This window comes from Microbacterium sp. E-13 (genome assembly GCF_049912955.1).
In the GTDB taxonomy this organism is placed as follows: domain Bacteria; phylum Actinomycetota; class Actinomycetes; order Actinomycetales; family Microbacteriaceae; genus Microbacterium.
Genome location: NZ_CP183973.1, coordinates 3,032,178 through 3,050,333 on the forward strand (window position 1 = coordinate 3,032,178; position 18,156 = coordinate 3,050,333).

An 18,156-nucleotide genomic window follows, 5' to 3' on the forward strand; every position below is an offset into this window, starting at 1 on the left:
TACCCATCCCACCACGCAGCGCCGCACCGCGCGTCGGAAAGCAGTAGCACTCCGCGGGGCCGAGGGCAATCCCCAGGCGCGGGAGCGGGCGCATGGTTACCGTCGAGGCATCACCCAGAGCGGAGGGGATCCCGCACGGCCTCTCTTCCGCACCCGGCGAAGACGAACGGAGCGACAGTGGCGACGACGACCGCGAAGAAGAGCACCTCGAAGAGCACGACGTCCGGCGGAGCGGCACGCAGCAGGCGCCGCACGGCGCGCGGCGGCAACGGCGCCGAGCTGACTCCCGAGCAGAACGCCGAGAGCGGGTTCCGGGCGTCCGAGGCGCTCAGCGACAATCTTCAGAAGGTGCTCGTCGACCTCATCGAGCTCTCGCTGCAGGGCAAGCAGGCGCATTGGAACGTGGTCGGCCGCAACTTCCGCGACACCCACCTCCAGCTCGACGAGATCATCGAGTCGGCGCGGGAGTTCGCCGACACCGTCGCCGAACGCATGCGCTCGCTGCACGCGCTGCCCGACGGCCGCAGCGACGAGGTGGCACAGACCACCACCCTGCCGGAGTTCCCGCAGGGCGAGGTCGCGACGACCGAGGTCGTCGACCTCATGACGGAGCGACTGGATGCCGTCGCCCAGACGTGTCGAGACGTGCACGATGACGTCGACGAAGAAGACCCCACGAGCGCAGATATCCTCCACGCCATTCTGGAGCGGGTTGAGCAGCTCTCGTGGATGGTGAGCGCGGAGAACCGTACCCCCAGACGGTGATCCCAGGCGCCCCGACGCTGCCCGCCCTCCTCCGCTTGACGGACCGGCGGGCAGCGCCATTTCTGTGGAACTGCTCGGTCTCCCGGGGCGCCCTGGTCGCCATCCCCGTGACCGCGTCGATCCTCCCCATCATCACGCGGGTCTTCATCCCGCAGCAGGACGCCAACACCTGACCTTGCTCCGCCTGCGCCCGCAGGGCGGGCGATGTCGGAGGGTGGTTCTAGGCTCTGGTTAAGAGATCGAGCTTGTGCCCACTTCGTTCGGTCTTCCGTCGCACCCCTCGGGGTGCTGTGCAGCGGGAGCATCATGGGCCAGCGAGTCGACACCGGCGACGCGACCTGGGGTGCGCTCGAACGCGTCGTCGCCGATGTGCAGTCCACGCGTGCTCAGATCGCGCGGCTGCAGGCGGTGGAGGTGCGGTTGTTGACCGATGCCGCCGACATCGTCCGTGCCCGGGAGCAGGCGCGACGAGCCGCCGGTCGGAAGAGCCCGCACGATCTGCCGTTGCGGGAGGTCTCCGCCGAGCTCGGCGCGGCGATGCGGTTGAGCGACCACACCGTGCAGGCGCGCATGTCGTCTGCCAGCACGTTGCGGAAGGGTTCGAGGCGACGTTCGCGGCCCTGCGCGAGGGGCGTATCGACCTCGCGCATGCGACCGCGATCGTCGACGCCGGGGCGGTCATCGGCGACCCGCTGATGCGTGAGCAGTACGAGCGGATCGTTCTGGAGGCGGCCCGGTTCGAGACCCCGCATCGCCTGCGCGCCATCGCCCGGGTGGTCGCGGCACGCATCGATCCGGAGATCGCGGAGGAGCTGCGGCGTCGGGCGGCCGGTTCCCGCCGCATCCGGGTGATCGACCTGGAGGACGGCATGGCGCGGCTGCTCGCCGACCTTCCCGCGGTGCTCGCGCACGCCATCTACGACCGGCTCACCCAGATGGCCGAAGCCGAACGCGACGCCGAGCGAGCCGCCGAGGTAACAGCGGCCGCGCAGATGACGGCCGCGGAGATCACGGCCGCGGACGCACCGGCATCCGGCTCGGCGAGCTCGACCGCGCTCCCGCAGACCTCGCCCGCGGTGACCACCGGCCCGCACAATGATGAGCGATCGCTGGACGAGCTCCGCGCCGACCTGTTCGCCGACCTGATCCTCACCGGCGCACCCGCCGGCCACGGCGACGGGGACGCGCTGGCCTCCATCCGCGCCGACGTGCAGATCACGATCCCCGTGCTCACCGCGGCCGGGAACGGGGACGAGCCCGCCCTGCTGGCCGGGTACGGGCCGATCGACCGTGAGACCGCGTGCGTGCTCGCCGCCGGCGCCACCGGCTGGGACAGGGTGATGTACCACCCGCACAGCGGACTCCCCCTGGCCGTCGACCGATACCGGCCCGACGCCGCGCTGCGAAGATTCCTCCGCGCCCGGGATCAACGCTGCCGATTCCCCGGATGCCCCCGCCGGCCATCGCGATCCGACATCGACCACACCATCGACCGCGCCCGCGGTGGTCACACCGCCGACGACAACCTCGCCCACCTCTGCCGGCGACACCACACCCTCAAGCACGCCACCGCCTGGCGCGTCCGGCAACTCGGCGGAGGCGCCCTGGAATGGATCAGCCCCACCCAGCGCCGCTACGTCGACAAACCGGTCTCCACCGTGCAGTTCGTCCCCTCCCACGTCTTCGACCGGCTTGTCTCCGCCCCGTACGACGGCAAGGCACCGTTCTGACGATCCGGCCGACGTGTGAAACCCGAGCGCCACCGGGGGCGCGACGACGGGGACCGCAGGACGGCCGACGACGGGGACCGCAGGACCGCCGACGACGGGGACCGCAGGACCGCCGACGACGGGGACCGCAGGACCGCCGACGACGGGGACCGCAGGACCGCCGGCGACGCGGACCGCCCCCGGCGGGGCTTCGGCGTCCCCGGCCCCGCCCATACTGTGCGCGACCGCTAGAGTCATGCCCATGGCATCAGGCAAGCAGCAGCAGCAGGCCGACCTCCGCGGCGGCGTCCTCTCGGGAGGCGGCAGCCCGGTCCTCTGGGGCTGGCTCATCGGCCTCGTGGTGTTCGCGTTCGTCGCCGTCCCGATCTCGATCGCCGTGCGCTTCGCCACCCATCCCGCCACGCAGCAGCTGTTCGGCGGGCGCCTGGAGGAGGCGAGCTCCGGCGGCTACTCCGCCTTCTGGTGGATCGTCGCGATCTTCCTCTTCGCCGTGCCCGTGCTGATCGGGTGGGGCGTGGCGAAGCTCTCGGGCCGGACGCTGGCGATCATCGTCGGCATCCTCGCCGTGTTCTTCATCGCCATCCTCATCTTCGGGCAGCTGTTCTGACCCGCACGCCTGGGTCGGCCACCCGGTCCGCCGGCGCACCGCGGCGATAATGGGAGCATGACGACCGGGTACAGCGCGATCTCGAGCTATTCCCGCGTCGAGATCATGCATCTGCTCCAGAGGCGCCCGCAGCGCGCGATCGCCGAGCTCGTCGAGGCGACGGGCCTGCACGCGAACACCGTTCGCGAGCACCTGCAGCGGCTCATCGACGCCGGCTACGTGATCGCCGAGACCGAGCGCCGCGCGACCCGCGGGCGCCCGCGCGTGCTCTACTCCGCCGCCACGGGCTCCGACGAGGCGTCGAGCCCGGTCGCACTCCGCCGAGCCCAAGAGGCGGCGCGCCGAGGAGATCTGATGCGGCGGGTGTACGGGTCCGGTACGGATGCCGACCTCGGTGCCGAGGCGCTCCACCAGCTGGACGCGCTCGTGGAGGATCTCGGCGACGCCGGCTTCGAGCCCCTCGTCGACGAGCGCGAGCTCACGGTCGACCTGACGCCGTGCCCGCACGCTCCCGCCGCCCAGCATCGAGGGACCCTCTGCAGCGTGCACGTGGGACTGATGGAGAGCGTGCTGGCGCAGGCGGGCGGACCGCTGCGAGTGGAGGGCATCGCACCGTCGTGCGATCCCACCCAGTGCGTGGTGCAGCTGGCCGCCTCCCGGGGCTGACGCGTCAGCTCCGCGACCGCTCCGGCACCCGCACCCGCTCGGGCCGCGCGTAGACGTTCATCGACGACCCGCGCACGAACCCCGCCAGCGTGAGGCCCGACGCGGCGGCGAGCTCGACAGCGAGCGAGGAGGGCGCCGACACGGCGGACAGGATGGGGATGCCGGCCATCACGGCCTTCTGCACGAGCTCGAAGCTCGCGCGGCCCGAGACCTGCAGCACGGTTCCGGTCAGCGGCAGCCGATCCTCGAGCAGAGCCCACCCGACGACCTTGTCGACCGCGTTATGGCGGCCGACGTCTTCGCGCACCACGAGCATCTCACCGGAGGCCGCGTCGAACAGCGCCGCGGCATGGAGGCCGCCCGTCTTCTCGAACACCGCCTGGCCCGCGCGCAGCAGATCGGGAAGGCGCGCGAGCAGTCCGGCATCCACCACCGCGGGATCGATCCCCACGTCGTAATGCGATCGCTTCTCGATGGCGTCGATCGACGCGGTGCCGCACACGCCGCACGAACTCGTGGTGTAGAAGTTGCGGGCGATGTCGGTGACCGGGGTCGCCACACCGGGTGCGAGGGCGATGTCGAGCACGTTGTAGGTGTTCTCGGTCGATGCGGGAGCCGCCGGCGGTGCCGAGCCGATCGAGAGCAGCGGCGTCGGTGCCACAGCGCCGGTGCCCGGTCCGCCGCAGTGGATCGCCGACCGCAGCTCGCCGCCCACGGAGATGACGCCCTCCGACACGAGGAAGCCGGCGGCCAGCTCCAGGTCGTGCCCGGGCGTGCGCATCGTGACCGTGAGCGGCTCGCCGCCGATGCGGATCTCCAGCGGCTCCTCCACGGCCAGCGTGTCCGCGCGCCTCCTCACCGCCGTCTCCTCCTCGTTGAGGACGATGCGGGTGACCGGGCTGCGGGAGGTGAGCCGGCCCACGTCAGCCGCCGATCGCGTTCATGCCGCGCGCCGGCTGCAGGAATGCGGGGTCGTTGATCGCGTGGCCGGGCAGCTTGCCGTGAACGCAGGAGCGCAGCATCCGGTCGATCCCCGCTTCGTGCGCCGCGGCCGGCTCCGTGCGCAAGATGGGCAGCAGGTCGTACTCGGTGGTGGAGAACAGGCAGTTGCGCAGCTGCCCGTCGGCGGTGAGGCGCAACCGGTCGCAGTCGCCGCAGAACGGCGCCGTCACCGACGCGATCACCCCGACCGTGTGCGGCCCGCCGTCCAGCGTCCACCGCGCAGCCGGGGCGCCCCCGCGACCGGGCACCGGCGTCAGCTCCCACCGCCGCGACAGCGCGGCGAGGATCTCGTCCTGCGTGACCATCCGGGTGCGGTCCCAGGTGTGCCCGGCATCCAGCGGCATCTGCTCGATGAACCGCATCTGCGCGTCGTGGGCGGTCGCGAACTCCACCAGGTCCACCAGCTCGTCGTCGTTGACGTCGCGCATCGCCACCGCGTTCAGTTTGAGGGGTCGCAGGCCGGATGCCGCCGCCGCGGCGATGCCGGCCAGCACATCGTCGAGGCGGTCGCGGCGTGTCAGCGCGTGGAACCGATCGCGCCGGAGCGTGTCGATGGAGATGTTCAGCCGCTGCAGCCCCGCCTCGACCAGTCCCGGCAGCAGCTCGGGCAGACGGATGCCGTTGGTCGTCATGGCGATCTGCACGGGGCGGCCGTCGGGTCCCTCGATCGCCGCCAGCCGGCGCACGACGTCGACGATGTCGGTGCGCAGCAGCGGCTCCCCGCCGGTCAGCCGGAACGTCGTGATGCCGTCCGCCGCCGCGACGCGCGCGATCTGCTCGATCTCATCCAGCGTCAGGATGCTGGTCTTCGCGAGCCACTCGTTGCCCTGCTCGGGCATGCAGTACGTGCACCGCAGCGAGCAGCGGTCGGTCAGCGAGATCCGCAGGTCCCGGTGCACCCGGCCGTGCGTGTCCACCAGCGGCGCGCCGGCGGCGGGCACTGCCGCCTCGGCCGCGAACGCATCGGAGGATCCGGACGCCGCGGGAAGCGGCATCCGTCGTCCGATCATCACCGGGATCGCGGTCACGCGCCCGGCCCCGATCGATTCGCCCGGCTCGCCATGATTCGAGGGTAGTCGCGCGGCGGATGCCGGGCGCCGCCGCGGCGATGTTATTCACGGTCGCGCGGGCTGCGAGGCGACGCCGGTCCTGGGACCATGGACGCAACGGGCGTCCGCCGGGGATGGCCCTCCCGTGTGGTCTGACCACATGCTACTGTGGTCAGACCACGTCCGGAACGATCGGAACCTGCACATGGATCTGCTGGACCCGCTGCTGCTCGCCCGCTGGCAGTTCGGCCTCACGACGCTGTACCACTTCCTGTTCGTGCCGCTCACGCTCGGCATGGCGCTGACGGTGGCGATCTTCCAGACAGCCTGGTTCCGCACCGGCAATGCGAAGTGGCTGCACCTCACCCGCTTCTTCGGCAAGATCTTCCTGATCAACTTCGCGATGGGCGTGGTCACGGGCATCGTGCAGGAGTTCCAGTTCGGCATGAACTGGTCGTCCTACTCGCGGTTCGTCGGCGATGTCTTCGGCGCCCCGCTCGCCTTCGAGGGCCTCATGGCCTTCTTCTTCGAAGCCACCTTCATCGGCCTGTGGATCTTCGGGTGGGACAAGCTGCCCAAGGCGCTCCATCTCGCGAGCATCTGGATCGCGACGATCGGCGCATGGTTCTCGGCGTACTTCATCCTCGCCGCCAACGCATTCATGCAGAATCCGGTCGGCTTCCGGATGGCCGACGACGGCTCACGGGCGGAGATGACCGACTTCTTCGCGGTGCTCACCAACCCCGTTGCGCTCGCCGCACTCCCCCACACGCTGTTCGCCGCCTTCATGATGACCGCCGGGGTGATCGTCTCGATCTCGGCATGGCACCTGCTCCGCAAGCAGAACGTCGACATGATGCGCTCCTCGCTGAAATTCGGCCTCTGGGGACTCATCGCCGCCTTCGCGGGCGTCGCGATCTCGGGCGACCAGCTGAGCCTGGTGATGGTGGCGACGCAGCCGATGAAGATGGCGGCGGCCGAGGCGATGTTCGACAGCGCCTGCGGAGCGGACGCCTCCTTCTCGATCTTCACCCTCGGCACGCCTGACGGCTCGAGCGAGCTCTTCTCCATCCGCGTGCCCTACCTGCTGGCACTCCTGTCGACGCACTCCCTCGACGGGTGCGTGGAGGGCATCAACGACCTCAACGCCCAGTACACCACCGAGCTGTTCCCGCAGTTCGCCGACCAGGTCGACGGCAACTTCGCCCCGATCCTGTGGGTCACGTACTGGGCGTTCCGCTGGATGATCGGCCTCGGCGGCGTCGCGGCGCTCGTCGCCGTCGCGGGGCTCTGGCTCACGCGCAAGAACGCCAGGCGCGAGGTCCCGTCGTGGGCATGGCGCCTCGCGATCTGGGCGTGGCCGGCGTCGCTCCTCGCGATCCTCGTGGGCTGGGTCTTCACCGAGATGGGCCGCCAGCCGTGGATCGTGTTCAGCCTCATGCTGACGGAGGACGGCGTCTCGCCATCGGTGCCCGGGTGGACCGTGCTCATCTCGTTGACCGCGTTCACCCTGATCTACGCCGCGCTGGCGGTGGTCGAGTTCGGCCTCATCACGAAGACCGCCAAGAAGGGGCCGGAGCCCCTCCCCGAACCGGGTGCCCCCGACCCGCGCACCCAGGCGGTCGAAGACACCCCGACGACGGTCTACTAAGGGCTGCAGGAGCACATCATGGATCTCGCCTACCTCTGGTTCTGGATCGTCGGCTTCCTCTTCGTCGGCTACTTCGTTCTCGACGGCTTCGACTTCGGCGTCGGCATGTCACTGCCCTTCCTCGGCAAGAACGACATCAGCCGCCGGCAGGTCATCAACACCATCGGCCCGGTGTGGGACCTCAACGAGACCTGGGTGATCGTGGCCGGCGCGTGCCTGTTCGCCGCGTTCCCGGAGTGGTACGCGACACTCTTCAGCGGCTTCTACCTCGCCCTGCTGCTGATCCTGCTCGCCCTGATCCTCCGTGGCGTCTCGTTCGAGTACCGCCACCAGCGCGACTCGCTGCGCTGGAAGAAGGGCTTCGACACGATGATCGTGGTCGGCTCTGCGGTGCCCGCGCTGCTGTGGGGTGTCGCCGTGGCGAACATCGTGCAGGGCGTGCCGCTCGACGTGAACCACGAGTTCACGGGTTCGCTGCTCACGCTGCTCAACCCGTACGGGCTTCTCGGGGGCCTCACCACGCTGATGCTCTTCTTCACCCACGGCGTGTACTTCGTCGCGCTGAAGACGGACGGCCAGGTCGCCGCCGACGCGCGCCGGCTCGCCGGGAGAGCGGGCCTCGTCACGATCGTCGTGGCCGCGGTTTTCCTCTTGTGGACGGTGGGCCTGGCGTTCGGCGAGGGCCGGGACCTCGCACTCGCCACCGCGGTGCTCGCGGCCGTGGCGGCGGTGCTGCTCATCGCCTCGTGGATCTCCAACGCCCGCGGCCGCGAGGGCTGGGCCTTCGGCTTCGGCGCCTTCACGATCGTGAGCGCCGTACTGGCCCTGTGGTTCGCGCTGTTCCCCTTCGTGATGCCGTCCTCGACCGAGGCGACAGGCTCGCTCACGATCGAGAACGCCTCCAGCACCGACTACACGCTGACCATCATGTCGTGGGCCGCGCTCGTCTTCCTGCCCCTCGTGCTCGCCTACCAGGGCTGGACGTACTGGGTCTTCCGCAAGCGCATCACGCGCTCACGGATCGAGGCGGCCGCCGCGAAGCCCGTGCACTGAGTCGTCCCGGAACACCGCGATCGCCGCGGGTAGGGTCGAAGGAGCGATGGACGAGAAGCAGGACGACGGACCCCGGCCCATGTCGGGCAAGCCCGTCGACCCGCGACTGCTGAGGTACGCGAGCGCGTCGCGGTGGTTCTTCGCCGCGATCGCCGGCATCGCCCTCGCGCAGACGGCGGTCATCATCGCGTTCGCGTGGCTGCTCACGCGCGCGATCACCGGAGCGCTCGGCGGGATGCCGCTTCCCGACCTTGCTCCGACCCTCGGCGGACTCGCGCTCGTGGTGGCGCTGCGGGGCGTCCTGCTGTGGGCTCGTGAGGCCGTCGCGGCACGTGCCGCCGCACGCGTGCAGGGTCAGCTGCGCGAAGCGCTCGTGGCGGCGATCGGCGTCCTCGGCCCCGAGTGGCTCGGCGCACGCAACTCCGCCGCGCTCGCGGTCACCGCCGGACGCGGCCTGGACGCTCTGGAGGCCTACTTCGGCCGCTATCTGCCGCAGCTCGTGCAGACCGTGGTCGCGACGCCGCTGATTCTCGCGGTGATGTGGTGGCAGGACTGGATCTCCGGCCTCACGGTGCTCCTCACCCTCCCCCTCATCCCGATCTTCATGGTGCTCATCGGGCTCGCCACCCGCACGGTCCAGCAGCGGCAGTGGCGCACCCTCCAGCGCCTCGCCTCGCGTTTCGCCGACACCGTGCAGGGCCTGTCGACACTCAAGGTGTTCGGCCGGCAGCACCGCGCGGCGGCGTCCATAGAGAGGGTCACCGAGGAGTACCGCCGCGAGACGATGCGCGTGCTGCGGGTGTCGTTCCTCTCCGGCTTCGCCCTGGAGTTCCTGGCATCCATCTCCGTGGCCATCGTCGCGGTGTCCATCGGGTTCCGGCTCATCGACGGTGCGCTCACGCTGGCTGTCGGTCTCTTCGTCCTGCTGCTCGCGCCCGAGGCGTACCTGCCGCTGCGCCAGGTCGGCGTGCAGTTCCACGCCGCCGCAGAGGGCATCGCCGCGACGGACGACGTCTTCGACGTGCTCGACGCCGCGCGCACCCCCGCCCTCACCCTCGCACCTCCCCGCTCACCTGTCACGAATGGTCGCGGCGACCGTCGAGGTGCGACAGGTGAGCCGAAGGACCGGCTCATCCTGGACGGCGTGCGGGTACGGCGCGGGGAACTGCGGCTGCCCCCCGTCGACCTCGAGGCGGTTCCCGGCACCGTCACCCTGATCGAAGGACCGAGCGGGGTCGGCAAGTCGAGTCTGCTCGCCGCGCTCCGTGGAGCGGCCGCGTACGACGGAACCGCGACCTGGGCCCGCGTCGATCTGCGGAGCCTGGCGCCGTCGGAGTGGCTCGCGTGGGCGGGACAACAGGCCGGGCTCCTCGCCGGAACCATCGCCGCCAATGTCGCGCTCGGCGACGAGGCACCGGACGACGCGACGGTGCGGAGGGCCCTCGAACTCGCCGGCGCCGGAACGCTCGCCCCGCAGCAGGAGCTCGGCGTGCACGGCGCGGGGCTGTCGGGCGGCCAGGCGCAGCGCGTGGCCGTCGCCCGCGCCTTCTACCGGCACCTGCGAGGTCACGCTCCCGTCATCGCACTCGACGAGCCGAGCGCCGCGCTCGACCCGCAGACCGAGGAGCGGCTGTGGCGCAGCATCCGTCACCTCGCCGATCGTGGCGCCACGGTGCTCCTCGTCTCGCACCGGATCTCCGCGCGCGAGATCGCCGATGCCGTCGTGCGACTCGAGCCGAGCGAGGTGCTCGCATGAATCCCGCTTCACCCCGTGAGACCCCAGTCACCGGACGAGACCTTGGGGATCACCCGCGGTCTCGTCCGCCCACTGCCGTCTCACCGGCGGAGCGACGGGCGCCGGCACCGGCGGAGCGACGGGCGAGGCCGGCCGGACGGCGCTCGACGGACGCCGTGCTGCGCGGCGCGATGCCGCCGGCGCGCCGCTTCTGGTGGGCACTCGCGGCGGGCTTCGCGGCGGAGGCGTCGGCGGTCGCGCTGCTGGCGGTGAGCGCCTGGCTCATCGTGCGCGCGAGCGAGCAGCCCCCCGTGCTGTACCTGTCGGCGGCGGTCGTCGGGGTGCGGTTCTTCGCGATCTCGCGCGCGACCTTCCGGTACCTCGAGCGGCTCACCGGCCACGACGCGGCCCTGCGCCAGCTGGCGTCGACGCGCGCCGATCTCGTCCGGCGGCTGGTTCCCCTCGCGCCCGACGGACTCGCCCGCACACGCCGGGGCTCGGTGCTGGGCGCACTCGTGGACGACGTCGACGAGCTGCAAAACCTCCCCCTCCGGGTGGTGCAGCCGCTCGTGGCGTCGGCCCTCGTCGCCGTCGGCGCCGTGGTGCTGGTCGCGGTCGTGTGGTGGCCCGCGGCGCTCACGCTCCTGGTGTGCCTGCTGGTCGCCGCAGCGGTCGCGACGCTGTGGGGATGGCTGTCGGGAGCGCGGGCGGAACGCGACATCGCGCCGCTGCGCGCCCGGCTCGCCGACGCCGTGCTCGACCACATCGGCAGTCTCGACGTACTCATCGCCTACGGTGCCGAGGGGCAGAGCCGTGAGCGCATCGCGCGCGCCGACGCCGACCTCCGACGTGCCGTCGTGCGCCGCTCGGGAGCGCAGGCGGGCACCACGGCGCTCGTGTCGCTGCTCGCCGGGGCCGCCTCGGTCGCCGCCGTCCTGGTGTCGGCGCCGGCGGCGGCGTCGGGCGCTCTCACCGGCCCCGGGCTCGCCGTGGTCGTGCTGGTGCCGATGGCGGTGTTCGAGGTCTTCGCCGCGGTGCCCCTGGCTGCGTCGGCGTGGCGCCAGGTCCACGCGTCGGCGGAGCGCATCGCGGAGGCGCTGCCGGCAGGGCGGCCCCCGGAGCTGGCGCCCGAGGCGCTCGCCCCGACCGGCGAGGCTCCGGCGCTCGGCTCGGGCATCCGCCTGGAGGGTGCCACCGTGCGGTGGCCGGGCGGCGGCACGCCGGCCCTGGACGGGGTCGACCTTTCGATCCGGCCGGGCGAGCGCGTGCTGGTGATGGGTTCGAGCGGGGCCGGCAAGAGCACGCTCGCTCACGCGCTGGTGCGCTTCCTCGACGTCGACGGCCGCTACGACATCGGCGGGCGGTCGGTGCACGACGTCGCTGCCGACGACGTGCGTCTCACCGTGGGCCTGTGCGAGCAGCATCCCATGCTCTTCGACGAGGACATCCGCCAGAACCTGCTCTTCGCGCGCGACACGGCGACGGACAGCGAACTCGAGGCGGTGCTCGAACGAGTGGGTCTCGGCGACTGGGCGCGCGAGCGCGGCGGGGTCGGAGCGCGCGTCGGGGAGCGCGGCGCACTCGTGTCGGGCGGCCAGGCGCAGCGCCTCGCGCTCGCGCGGGCGCTGCTGCGCGGCTTCCCGGTGCTCGTGCTCGACGAGCCGACCGCGGGCGTCGACCCCGAGGCATCCGACCGACTGCTCGCCGACCTGCTCGGCGCGGTGCGCGACGACCAGGCCGTGGTGCTCATCTCGCACGTGGCCGTGCCCGGAGGCCTCGTCGACCGCGTCGTGCGCATCGAGGGCGGCCGGATCGCGGGCTGACGGCGGATGCCGCTCAGGAGGCCTCCGCGGCGACCGCCGACGACTCGGCGGTCGCCGTGATGCGACGCGCCATCCCGGCGAAGATGAAGCCGTGGAAGGGCAGCACCGCGAGCCAGTAGAGCCGGCCCGCCAGGCCGCGCGGGAAGAACACCGCGCGCTGGTCGTAGCGCGAGCCGCCGCGGTCGCCGTCGGTCGACGCGCGCAGCTCGAGCCACGCGAGCCCCGGCACCTTCATCTCGGCCCGGAGGCGCAGCATCCGTCCCGGTTCGAGTGCCTCGACCCGCCAGAAGTCGAGCGCGTCGCCCACGGCCAGCCGGTCGCGGGTGCGACGGCCGCGCGCGAGCCCGATTCCGCCGACGAGCCGGTCCATCCAGCCGCGGATCGCCCACAGCACGGGTGACGAATACCAGCCGTTCTCGCCGCCGATCCCGACGATGACCCGCCAGAGCGCCTCGGGCGACGCCGGCGTGTGCGCCGTGCGCATGTCGGTGAAGACGACACGGCCCGCCCAGTCCGGATCGTTCGGCAGCGGATCGCTCGGCGCGCCGAGCACCTCCGCGTCCTGCCAGCTCGTCTCGATCGCGTCGGACTCGAGCCGGCCGAGCGCCAGCCGCACCGCCGTGCGGTAAGGCGTGAGGCCGCCCTCCGGCGGCGGGATGAGCTCGTCGACCGCGTGATCCTTGATGATGCACTCGTTCTGCAGCGACTCGACGAGAGGCCGTGCGATCGCGCGCGGGATGGGGGTGACGAGGTTCACCCAGTGCGACGCGAGGCGCGGCGTGAGCACCGGCAGGGCGGCGATGGGGCGCTGCCGCAGACCGGCCTCGAGGGCGTAGCCGTTCATCATCTGCCCGTACCGGAGCACGTCGGGCCCGCCGATGTCGACGGCCTGGTTCACGTCCGCGGGCACACGCGCGGCGCCGAGCAGGTAGTGCAGCACGTCGCGCACGGCGATCGGCTGGATGCGGTTGCGCACCCACTTGGGCGCCGGCATGTAAGGCAGCACCTCGGTGAGGTGCCGCACCATCTCGAACGAGGCCGACCCCGACCCGATGACCACGCCCGCCTGCAGCACGAGGGTGGGCACGCCGCTGCCCATCAGCGTCTCGCCGACCTCGACCCGTGACCGCAGGTGGGGCGAGAGCTCGACGCCCTCGGGATGCAGCCCGCCGAGGTAGACGATGCGGCGGACGGATGCCTCCGCCGCTGCCTGCGCGACGGTCCGGGCCGCGCGGCGATCGGCGTCGGCGAATCCCCGCCCGCCCGACATCGAGTGGACGAGGTAGTACAGCACGTCGACATCCCGGACGGCTTCGGCGACGGGCACCGGGTCGCTGGCGTCGCCGGCGACGATCTCGACGCGGTCACCCCAGGGGAACGCCGCCGCGCGTGCGGGGTCTCGCGCGACGACGCGGACCAGGTAGCCGGCGTTCAGCAGCCGCGGCACCAGCCGGCCGCCGATGTACCCCGTGGCGCCGAAGACCAGTGCGCGGGGTGCCGTGCCGTCGGGCCGCGGCAGCGCTGCGAGAGCCGGCTCGCGACCGGTCGGCGCCGAGACATCGTCCACGCTGGGCAGACTACGCGAGCCCTCCGGCCCTTCCCACCTCTTGACGTGCGGCCCGGGTTCGCTCGTGGCGTCGAACCGGCGGGCTCAATCGCACGCGACGCTCCGCTCATGGCCGCACACGTCCGATTGAGCCCGGCGCTTTCACCGACCCCACCGAGCAGAACGAACGGCCGGCGGGGTCAGAGGCGCTTCGCGAAGACCTGGGTGCCCTCGGGCGACGCGATCGCCTCGAAGCCCACGCGCGGGTAGAACGCGATGGCACCGGTGTTCTCGGCTGATGCGACGAGGTGAAGCCCGGGCACGCCGGCCTCGCGGAGCGCCTGCTCGAGCGTCTCGATGAGTCGCCGGCCGAGCCCCTGGCCCTGTGTCTCGGGCAGGAGGTCGATGTGCAGGTGAGCCGGGTACTCCTCGCCGAACGGCTGGGTGCCGCCCCTTCGCGCGTAGGCGTACCGCACGATGCCGTCCTGTCGCGAGACGCTCACCGGCACCCGCTCGCCCTCGGGCTTCGGCCAGCGCTCCGCGTGCGGCGGCCACCACTCCGTCGCGAACCACTCCTCGAACGCCGCGGAATCGGGCGCTCCGACGATGTAGCCGACGACGCGCTCGTCGTCGGTCTCGACCACGAACGCGAACTCGGGGTGACGCGCGGCGTAGGGAAGCACGAAGATCTCGGCCCACAGGTCGTCGTCGTCGAGCAGGCCGGTGGCGTCGGCACCCGCATCCGCGGTCTTGAGGCAGACCTCGGCGAGAGCGGGCTCGTCGCCCGGACGGAAGGGGCGGATGCGCGTCACGCCGCGAGTCTATGGCCGCCGGCACGCCGGCAGGCCGAGCCGAGGGGCTCAGGGCTCAGGGCTCAGGGATGAAGCGGACGTCCCCCGGATCCACCTGCAACGTGATCGGGTCCCCCGGCGCGAGACCCGGGGCGCGGTCGGCGGTGAGGTCGACGGCGACGTCGGGATCGGCCGTCCGCAGCCGCACGCCCGCCGGCGTCTGCTCCAGTCGCACGATGCGCGCCGCCCATTCGCCCGCCTTCGCCGGCGGGCGGTCGAGGACGCGCACGTCCCCGGGCCGGAACACGGCCGCGACGGGCGACCGATGCCGCCCCCCGGCGACGTGCGGCAGCACGAGGCCTCCGGACCGCCAGGCGGCCGCGTCATCCACCTCCCCCACCACCCGGTTGAGGCCCGCCACCGCCGCAGCGAACCTGGTCGCCGGCGACGACAGCACGTCGCGGACAGGCCCGCTCTGCGTGACGCGTCCGTCTTCCAGCACGACGAGCCGCGTCGCGAGGGCCACGGCGTCGACGGCGTCGTGGGTCGCGACGACCGCCGTGGTGCGGGTGGCGACGAGCTGCTGGTGGAGCAGCGCGCGGACGTCGCCGGCGGTCTCGGTGTCGAGCGACGTCAGCGGTTCGTCGAGGAGGATCGCGGCCGGCGCCGTCGCGAGCGCACGCGCGAGCGCGACGCGCTGCTGCTGGCCGCCCGACAACTGTGCCGGCCGGCGTCCGCCGAGGTCCTCGAGGCCGACGCGCCGCAGCCAATCCGCCGCCCCCGCGGCGGACGCCGGCTTGGTGGCACCGTGCACCCGCAGGCCGAAGGCCACGTTGTCGCGGGCGCTCAGGTGAGGGAAGAGGCGGGGGTCCTGGCCGAGCAGCACCACGCCGCGCGAGGCCGGCGGAGTGCGTCGCGCGGGCGAGGGGTCGAGCGCCCGGCCGTGCAGGTGCACGTGCCCCTCGTCGAACCCCGACAGGCCCGCGAGAACGCCGAGCAGCGTCGACTTGCCCGCGCCGCTGGGACCCATGAGCGCCACCACCTCACCGGCCGGCACCCGCAGCGCGGCGTCGAGGGCGAACGCGCCGTGACGCAGCACGACCCGGGCGTCGAGCCCAGCGCGATCGTCGCCACCCAGGCCACCGTCGCGCCTCATCGCGGCGGCTCCGCCCGCCACGCGCGCACCAGCAGGAGCACGCCCACGGCGGTGACGAGCAGCATCAGCGACAGCGCCACCGCCGTTCCCTGCGAGACGCCCGCGCCGTTGAACGCCGTGTAGATGGCGAGCGGCATCGTCTGCGTCACTCCGGGGGCGTTGCCGGCGAAGAGCGCCGTGGCGCCGAACTCGCCGATCGCCCGGGCGAAGCACAGCACGATCCCCGCCACGAGGCCCGGCGCCGCGAGCGGCAGGGTGACGCGGGCGAGGATCGTCCAGCGCCCCGCGCCAAGGCCGGCCGCGGCCTGCTCGTACCCGGTGCCGGTGGCACGCAGCGAGCCCTCGAGCGCGAGGACGAGGAACGGCAGTGCGACGAAGGTCTGCGCGAGCACGACGGCCGTGGTCGTGAACGGGATGCGGATGCCCCACTCCCCGAGCACGCCGCCGAGCCAGCTCGTGCGCCCGAAGAGGAACAGCATCGCCACCCCGCCGACCATCGGCGGCAGCACCAGCGGCACCGTCACCAGAGCCCGCAGCACCGCGGCGCTGCGCACCGGGCTGCGCGCGATGAGGAGCGCGAGAGGCACGCCGAGCACGACGCACACGGCGGTCGCGACCGCACCCGTCGCGAGCGAGAGGCCGAGCGCCGACAGCGCCTGCGGCGAGGTGACGTCGGTCCACAGCGTCGGCCATTCCACCCGCAGCACGAGCGCGCCGAGCGGCAGCACCAGCAGCGCCAGCCCGACCACCGCGGGAACCGCGAGCACTCGCGGCACGAACCCTGCGCGCTCCTCGCGCGAGCCGACGACCCGGGTCGATCCGAAGGTCACGGCGCCCCGAAGCCGCGCGCCGCGAGCACCGCTTCGCCGTCCTCGCTGAGCACGAACGCGACGAACGCGGCCGCCGCCTCGGCGTTCGCCGCGTCGTCGAGGGCGGCGATCGGATAGCGATTGACCACGGCGCCGGCGCCCCCGACCTCGATCGCCTCGACATCGGGTGTGGTCTCCGCGTCCGTCACATAGACGAGGCCGGCATCCGCCTCGCCGGCGGCCACCTTCGTGAGCACGGCGGTCACGTTCTGCTCGAAGCTGTCGACGCTCGCGGTGAGCCCCGCGTTCGTCAGCAGCGTCGCCGATGCCGCACCGCACGGCACCTCGGGCGCGCACAGCACGACGGTCAGGCGGGGATCGGCCAGGTCGCGGAGTCCCCCGACCCCGCCGGGATCGCCCGCCGGCACGACGAGCACGAGCGTGTTGGTCGCGAAGAGCTCGGGATCGGTGGCGAGGCCCCGGTCCACCACCTTCTGCATGTTGCTCTCGTCGGCGGAGGCGAAGACGTCGACGGGGGCGCCTTCGATGATCTGCGTCGCCAGTGTCGACGAGCCGTCGTACGTGACGGGCTGGACGTCGAGAGACGGATGCTGCTCCTCGAACCGGGTCGACAGCTCGTCGAAGGCCGCCTTCAGCGAGGCGGCCGCGAAGATCGTGAGGTCGCCGGTGAGCTCCGGCCCGGCGGACGCCGCGGGCGCGGACGTGGCGGCCGGATCCTGGTCGGAGCCCGTCGCACAGCCGCACAGGACGAGTGCCAGCGTCGCGACGAGCATCGACGAACGGAAGAGAGCGGCCCGCGGCACGTCAGCCTTTCGGGGTCTCGACGATGACGGTCGTGGCCTTGACGACGGCCACGGCGAGCGAGCCGGGTTCCAGGCCGAGTTCGCGCACCGCCTCCGACGACATGAGCGAGACCACGCGGTGCGGCCCCGCCTGGATGTCCACCTGGGCCATGACGCCGTCGACCTGCACGCGCGTGACGAGGCCGACGAATCGGTTGCGGGCGCTGGACAGCACGTCGGCGGGGTCGCCGGGGGCCGCCGCGAGTTCGACGGCCCGCGCCGCGAGGGCTTCACCGGGGATCTCGGCGGGCGATGCGCCCGTGGTCGGGAGCGTCCCGGAATCGATCCACCGACGCACGGTGTCGTCGCTGACGCCGAGCAGGCGCGCCGCCTCGGAGATCTTGTAGTCGGCCACGGGACGACGATATCACCGTGTTCGCGGTGGATCTCCGCCTGTTTACCCGCACAAGCGGAGAAACGCTCGGGGTGAAGCGTCCGTACGCGGACTCGCGGGCGGATCGTCTGCGCCGCAACGTCCGAGCGAGCAGAATGAGCACGTCGGCCGGACCGGATCGGACCGGAATCAGCAACGAGGGATCGGAACGACGATGACGGGGATCGACGGGCACTGGGCCATCGAGGTCGCCACCCTCGCGGGGTCGCGCCGCTACGACCTCACGCTGACGACGGCCGGCACCGTCCTCACAGGCACGGCGGTAGGGGCCACCGGACCGGTCCCCCTGACGAGCGGCCGAGTGATCGGCGACCAGGTCGAATTCCGGCTCGACCTGGCCGCGCCGCTGCCCATGTCGCTGGTCTTCGATCTGCGCGTCGTCGGCGACCGGCTGACGGGCACCGCGCGGTCGGGCCCGTTCCCGCCGTCGACGGTCGTCGGCACCAGGCTCGGCTGACGCCGACCCCACGCGCCCCCTCCTTCGACAGGTCAACCAGGGTTCTGCAGGACCGGAAA

19 protein-coding genes are annotated in these 18,156 nt (G+C 72.3%); 10 read left to right on the forward strand and 9 right to left on the reverse strand.

The annotated features are described in order from the left end of the window. Nucleotides 1-177 precede the first annotated feature (177 nt). On the forward strand, nucleotides 178-765 hold the full coding sequence (locus ACN9MP_RS14025) for a Dps family protein (protein ID WP_426321128.1): 588 nt from the start codon (nucleotides 178-180) through the stop codon (nucleotides 763-765). Beyond that, on the forward strand, nucleotides 762-938 hold the full coding sequence (locus tag ACN9MP_RS14030) for a hypothetical protein (RefSeq protein ID WP_426321130.1): 177 nt from the start codon (nucleotides 762-764) through the stop codon (nucleotides 936-938). Before ACN9MP_RS14025 ends, ACN9MP_RS14030 begins: the two co-directional genes overlap by 4 nt. Nucleotides 939-1,151: 213 nt before the next feature. Here ACN9MP_RS14030 and ACN9MP_RS14035 read toward each other — a convergent pair whose 3' ends face one another. Next, nucleotides 1,152-1,415: a hypothetical protein gene (locus ACN9MP_RS14035; RefSeq protein ID WP_426326211.1), complete on the reverse strand. Its 264-nt coding sequence runs from the start codon at nucleotides 1,413-1,415 to the stop codon at nucleotides 1,152-1,154. Here ACN9MP_RS14035 and ACN9MP_RS14040 point away from each other — a divergent pair. From ACN9MP_RS14040 to ACN9MP_RS14050, 3 genes are all read left to right on the forward strand, one after another. Continuing rightward, a complete protein-coding gene (locus ACN9MP_RS14040) occupies nucleotides 1,401-2,495 on the forward strand; it encodes a DUF222 domain-containing protein (RefSeq protein ID WP_426326045.1) in 1,095 nt (364 codons plus the stop codon). The genes ACN9MP_RS14035 and ACN9MP_RS14040 overlap by 15 nt on opposite strands. A 241-nt stretch (nucleotides 2,496-2,736) precedes the next feature. Then, nucleotides 2,737-3,102 (forward strand): hypothetical protein, encoded by a 366-nt coding sequence (locus tag ACN9MP_RS14045; RefSeq protein WP_426321131.1) that lies wholly within the window; start codon nucleotides 2,737-2,739, stop codon nucleotides 3,100-3,102. Between the two features lie 57 nt (nucleotides 3,103-3,159). Continuing rightward, nucleotides 3,160-3,768, forward strand: a complete 609-nt coding sequence (locus ACN9MP_RS14050; RefSeq protein ID WP_426321133.1) for a helix-turn-helix transcriptional regulator — start codon at nucleotides 3,160-3,162, stop codon at nucleotides 3,766-3,768. A gap of 4 nt (nucleotides 3,769-3,772) precedes the next feature. On the opposite strand, the gene fdhD is transcribed toward ACN9MP_RS14050, so the two are convergent. Together fdhD and moaA are read right to left on the reverse strand one after the other, a co-directional pair. Beyond that, a complete protein-coding gene (gene fdhD, locus ACN9MP_RS14055) occupies nucleotides 3,773-4,690 on the reverse strand; it encodes a formate dehydrogenase accessory sulfurtransferase FdhD (protein WP_426321134.1) in 918 nt (305 codons plus the stop codon). Between the two features lies 1 nt (nucleotide 4,691). Beyond that, a complete protein-coding gene (moaA, locus tag ACN9MP_RS14060; RefSeq protein WP_426321136.1) occupies nucleotides 4,692-5,798 on the reverse strand; it encodes a GTP 3',8-cyclase MoaA in 1,107 nt (368 codons plus the stop codon). A 226-nt stretch (nucleotides 5,799-6,024) separates the two neighbouring features. Between moaA and ACN9MP_RS14065 the strand changes: the two genes are divergently transcribed. The 4 genes from ACN9MP_RS14065 (at nucleotide 6,025) to cydC (ending at nucleotide 12,081) form a co-directional block, all read left to right on the forward strand. Continuing rightward, nucleotides 6,025-7,470 carry a cytochrome ubiquinol oxidase subunit I gene (locus ACN9MP_RS14065; RefSeq protein ID WP_426321138.1) on the forward strand — a complete coding sequence of 482 codons (1,446 nt, stop codon included), beginning with the start codon at nucleotides 6,025-6,027 and terminating at the stop codon, nucleotides 7,468-7,470. Between the two features lie 18 nt (nucleotides 7,471-7,488). Further along, nucleotides 7,489-8,523, forward strand: a complete 1,035-nt coding sequence (gene cydB / locus ACN9MP_RS14070) for a cytochrome d ubiquinol oxidase subunit II (protein WP_426321140.1) — start codon at nucleotides 7,489-7,491, stop codon at nucleotides 8,521-8,523. A 46-nt stretch (nucleotides 8,524-8,569) separates the two neighbouring features. After that, a complete protein-coding gene (cydD, locus tag ACN9MP_RS14075) occupies nucleotides 8,570-10,279 on the forward strand; it encodes a thiol reductant ABC exporter subunit CydD (protein WP_426321142.1) in 1,710 nt (569 codons plus the stop codon). Nucleotides 10,280-10,449: 170 nt separating this feature from the next. After that, a complete protein-coding gene (gene cydC, locus ACN9MP_RS14080) occupies nucleotides 10,450-12,081 on the forward strand; it encodes a thiol reductant ABC exporter subunit CydC (RefSeq protein WP_426326047.1) in 1,632 nt (543 codons plus the stop codon). 13 nt (nucleotides 12,082-12,094) lie between these two features. Here cydC and ACN9MP_RS14085 read toward each other — a convergent pair whose 3' ends face one another. From ACN9MP_RS14085 to ACN9MP_RS14110, 6 genes are all read right to left on the reverse strand, one after another. Then, nucleotides 12,095-13,648, reverse strand: a complete 1,554-nt coding sequence (locus tag ACN9MP_RS14085; RefSeq protein ID WP_426321144.1) for an SDR family oxidoreductase — start codon at nucleotides 13,646-13,648, stop codon at nucleotides 12,095-12,097. Nucleotides 13,649-13,827: 179 nt separating this feature from the next. Beyond that, nucleotides 13,828-14,439, reverse strand: coding sequence for a GNAT family N-acetyltransferase (locus tag ACN9MP_RS14090; protein WP_426321146.1), 612 nt, complete (start codon nucleotides 14,437-14,439; stop codon nucleotides 13,828-13,830). Nucleotides 14,440-14,494: 55 nt separating this feature from the next. Further along, nucleotides 14,495-15,574, reverse strand: a complete 1,080-nt coding sequence (locus ACN9MP_RS14095) for a sulfate/molybdate ABC transporter ATP-binding protein (protein ID WP_426321148.1) — start codon at nucleotides 15,572-15,574, stop codon at nucleotides 14,495-14,497. Then, nucleotides 15,571-16,404, reverse strand: coding sequence for an ABC transporter permease (locus ACN9MP_RS14100; RefSeq protein WP_426321150.1), 834 nt, complete (start codon nucleotides 16,402-16,404; stop codon nucleotides 15,571-15,573). The genes ACN9MP_RS14095 and ACN9MP_RS14100 overlap by 4 nt, the downstream gene beginning before the upstream one ends. Then, the gene (modA, locus tag ACN9MP_RS14105) at nucleotides 16,401-17,177 is read right to left on the reverse strand and encodes a molybdate ABC transporter substrate-binding protein (RefSeq protein WP_426326049.1); all 777 of its coding nucleotides are present in this window, start codon (nucleotides 17,175-17,177) and stop codon (nucleotides 16,401-16,403) included. The genes ACN9MP_RS14100 and modA overlap by 4 nt, the downstream gene beginning before the upstream one ends. Before the next feature lie 31 nt (nucleotides 17,178-17,208). After that, on the reverse strand, nucleotides 17,209-17,601 hold the full coding sequence (locus ACN9MP_RS14110) for a TOBE domain-containing protein (protein ID WP_426321151.1): 393 nt from the start codon (nucleotides 17,599-17,601) through the stop codon (nucleotides 17,209-17,211). A 193-nt stretch (nucleotides 17,602-17,794) separates the two neighbouring features. Between ACN9MP_RS14110 and ACN9MP_RS14115 the strand changes: the two genes are divergently transcribed. Next, the gene (locus tag ACN9MP_RS14115) at nucleotides 17,795-18,097 is read left to right on the forward strand and encodes a hypothetical protein (RefSeq protein ID WP_426321153.1); all 303 of its coding nucleotides are present in this window, start codon (nucleotides 17,795-17,797) and stop codon (nucleotides 18,095-18,097) included. The last annotated feature ends 59 nt before the right edge of the window (nucleotides 18,098-18,156 follow it).

What these genes read in the sequence shown, in the direction of transcription:
- cydD (WP_426321142.1), top strand. Translation starts at nt 8,570, where the DNA reads ATGGACGAGAAGCAGGACGACGGACCCCGGCCCATGTCGGGCAAGCCC.
- ACN9MP_RS14045 (WP_426321131.1), top strand. Translation starts at nt 2,737, where the DNA reads ATGGCATCAGGCAAGCAGCAGCAGCAGGCCGACCTCCGCGGCGGCGTC.
- ACN9MP_RS14065 (WP_426321138.1), top strand. Translation starts at nt 6,025, where the DNA reads ATGGATCTGCTGGACCCGCTGCTGCTCGCCCGCTGGCAGTTCGGCCTC.
- ACN9MP_RS14115 (WP_426321153.1), top strand. Translation starts at nt 17,795, where the DNA reads ATGACGGGGATCGACGGGCACTGGGCCATCGAGGTCGCCACCCTCGCG.
- ACN9MP_RS14095 (WP_426321148.1), bottom strand. Translation starts at nt 15,574, where the DNA reads ATGAGGCGCGACGGTGGCCTGGGTGGCGACGATCGCGCTGGGCTCGAC.
- ACN9MP_RS14050 (WP_426321133.1), top strand. Translation starts at nt 3,160, where the DNA reads ATGACGACCGGGTACAGCGCGATCTCGAGCTATTCCCGCGTCGAGATC.
- cydB (WP_426321140.1), top strand. Translation starts at nt 7,489, where the DNA reads ATGGATCTCGCCTACCTCTGGTTCTGGATCGTCGGCTTCCTCTTCGTC.
- ACN9MP_RS14035 (WP_426326211.1), bottom strand. Translation starts at nt 1,415, where the DNA reads ATGCGCGAGGTCGATACGCCCCTCGCGCAGGGCCGCGAACGTCGCCTC.
- cydC (WP_426326047.1), top strand. Translation starts at nt 10,450, where the DNA reads ATGCCGCCGGCGCGCCGCTTCTGGTGGGCACTCGCGGCGGGCTTCGCG.
- modA (WP_426326049.1), bottom strand. Translation starts at nt 17,177, where the DNA reads ATGCTCGTCGCGACGCTGGCACTCGTCCTGTGCGGCTGTGCGACGGGC.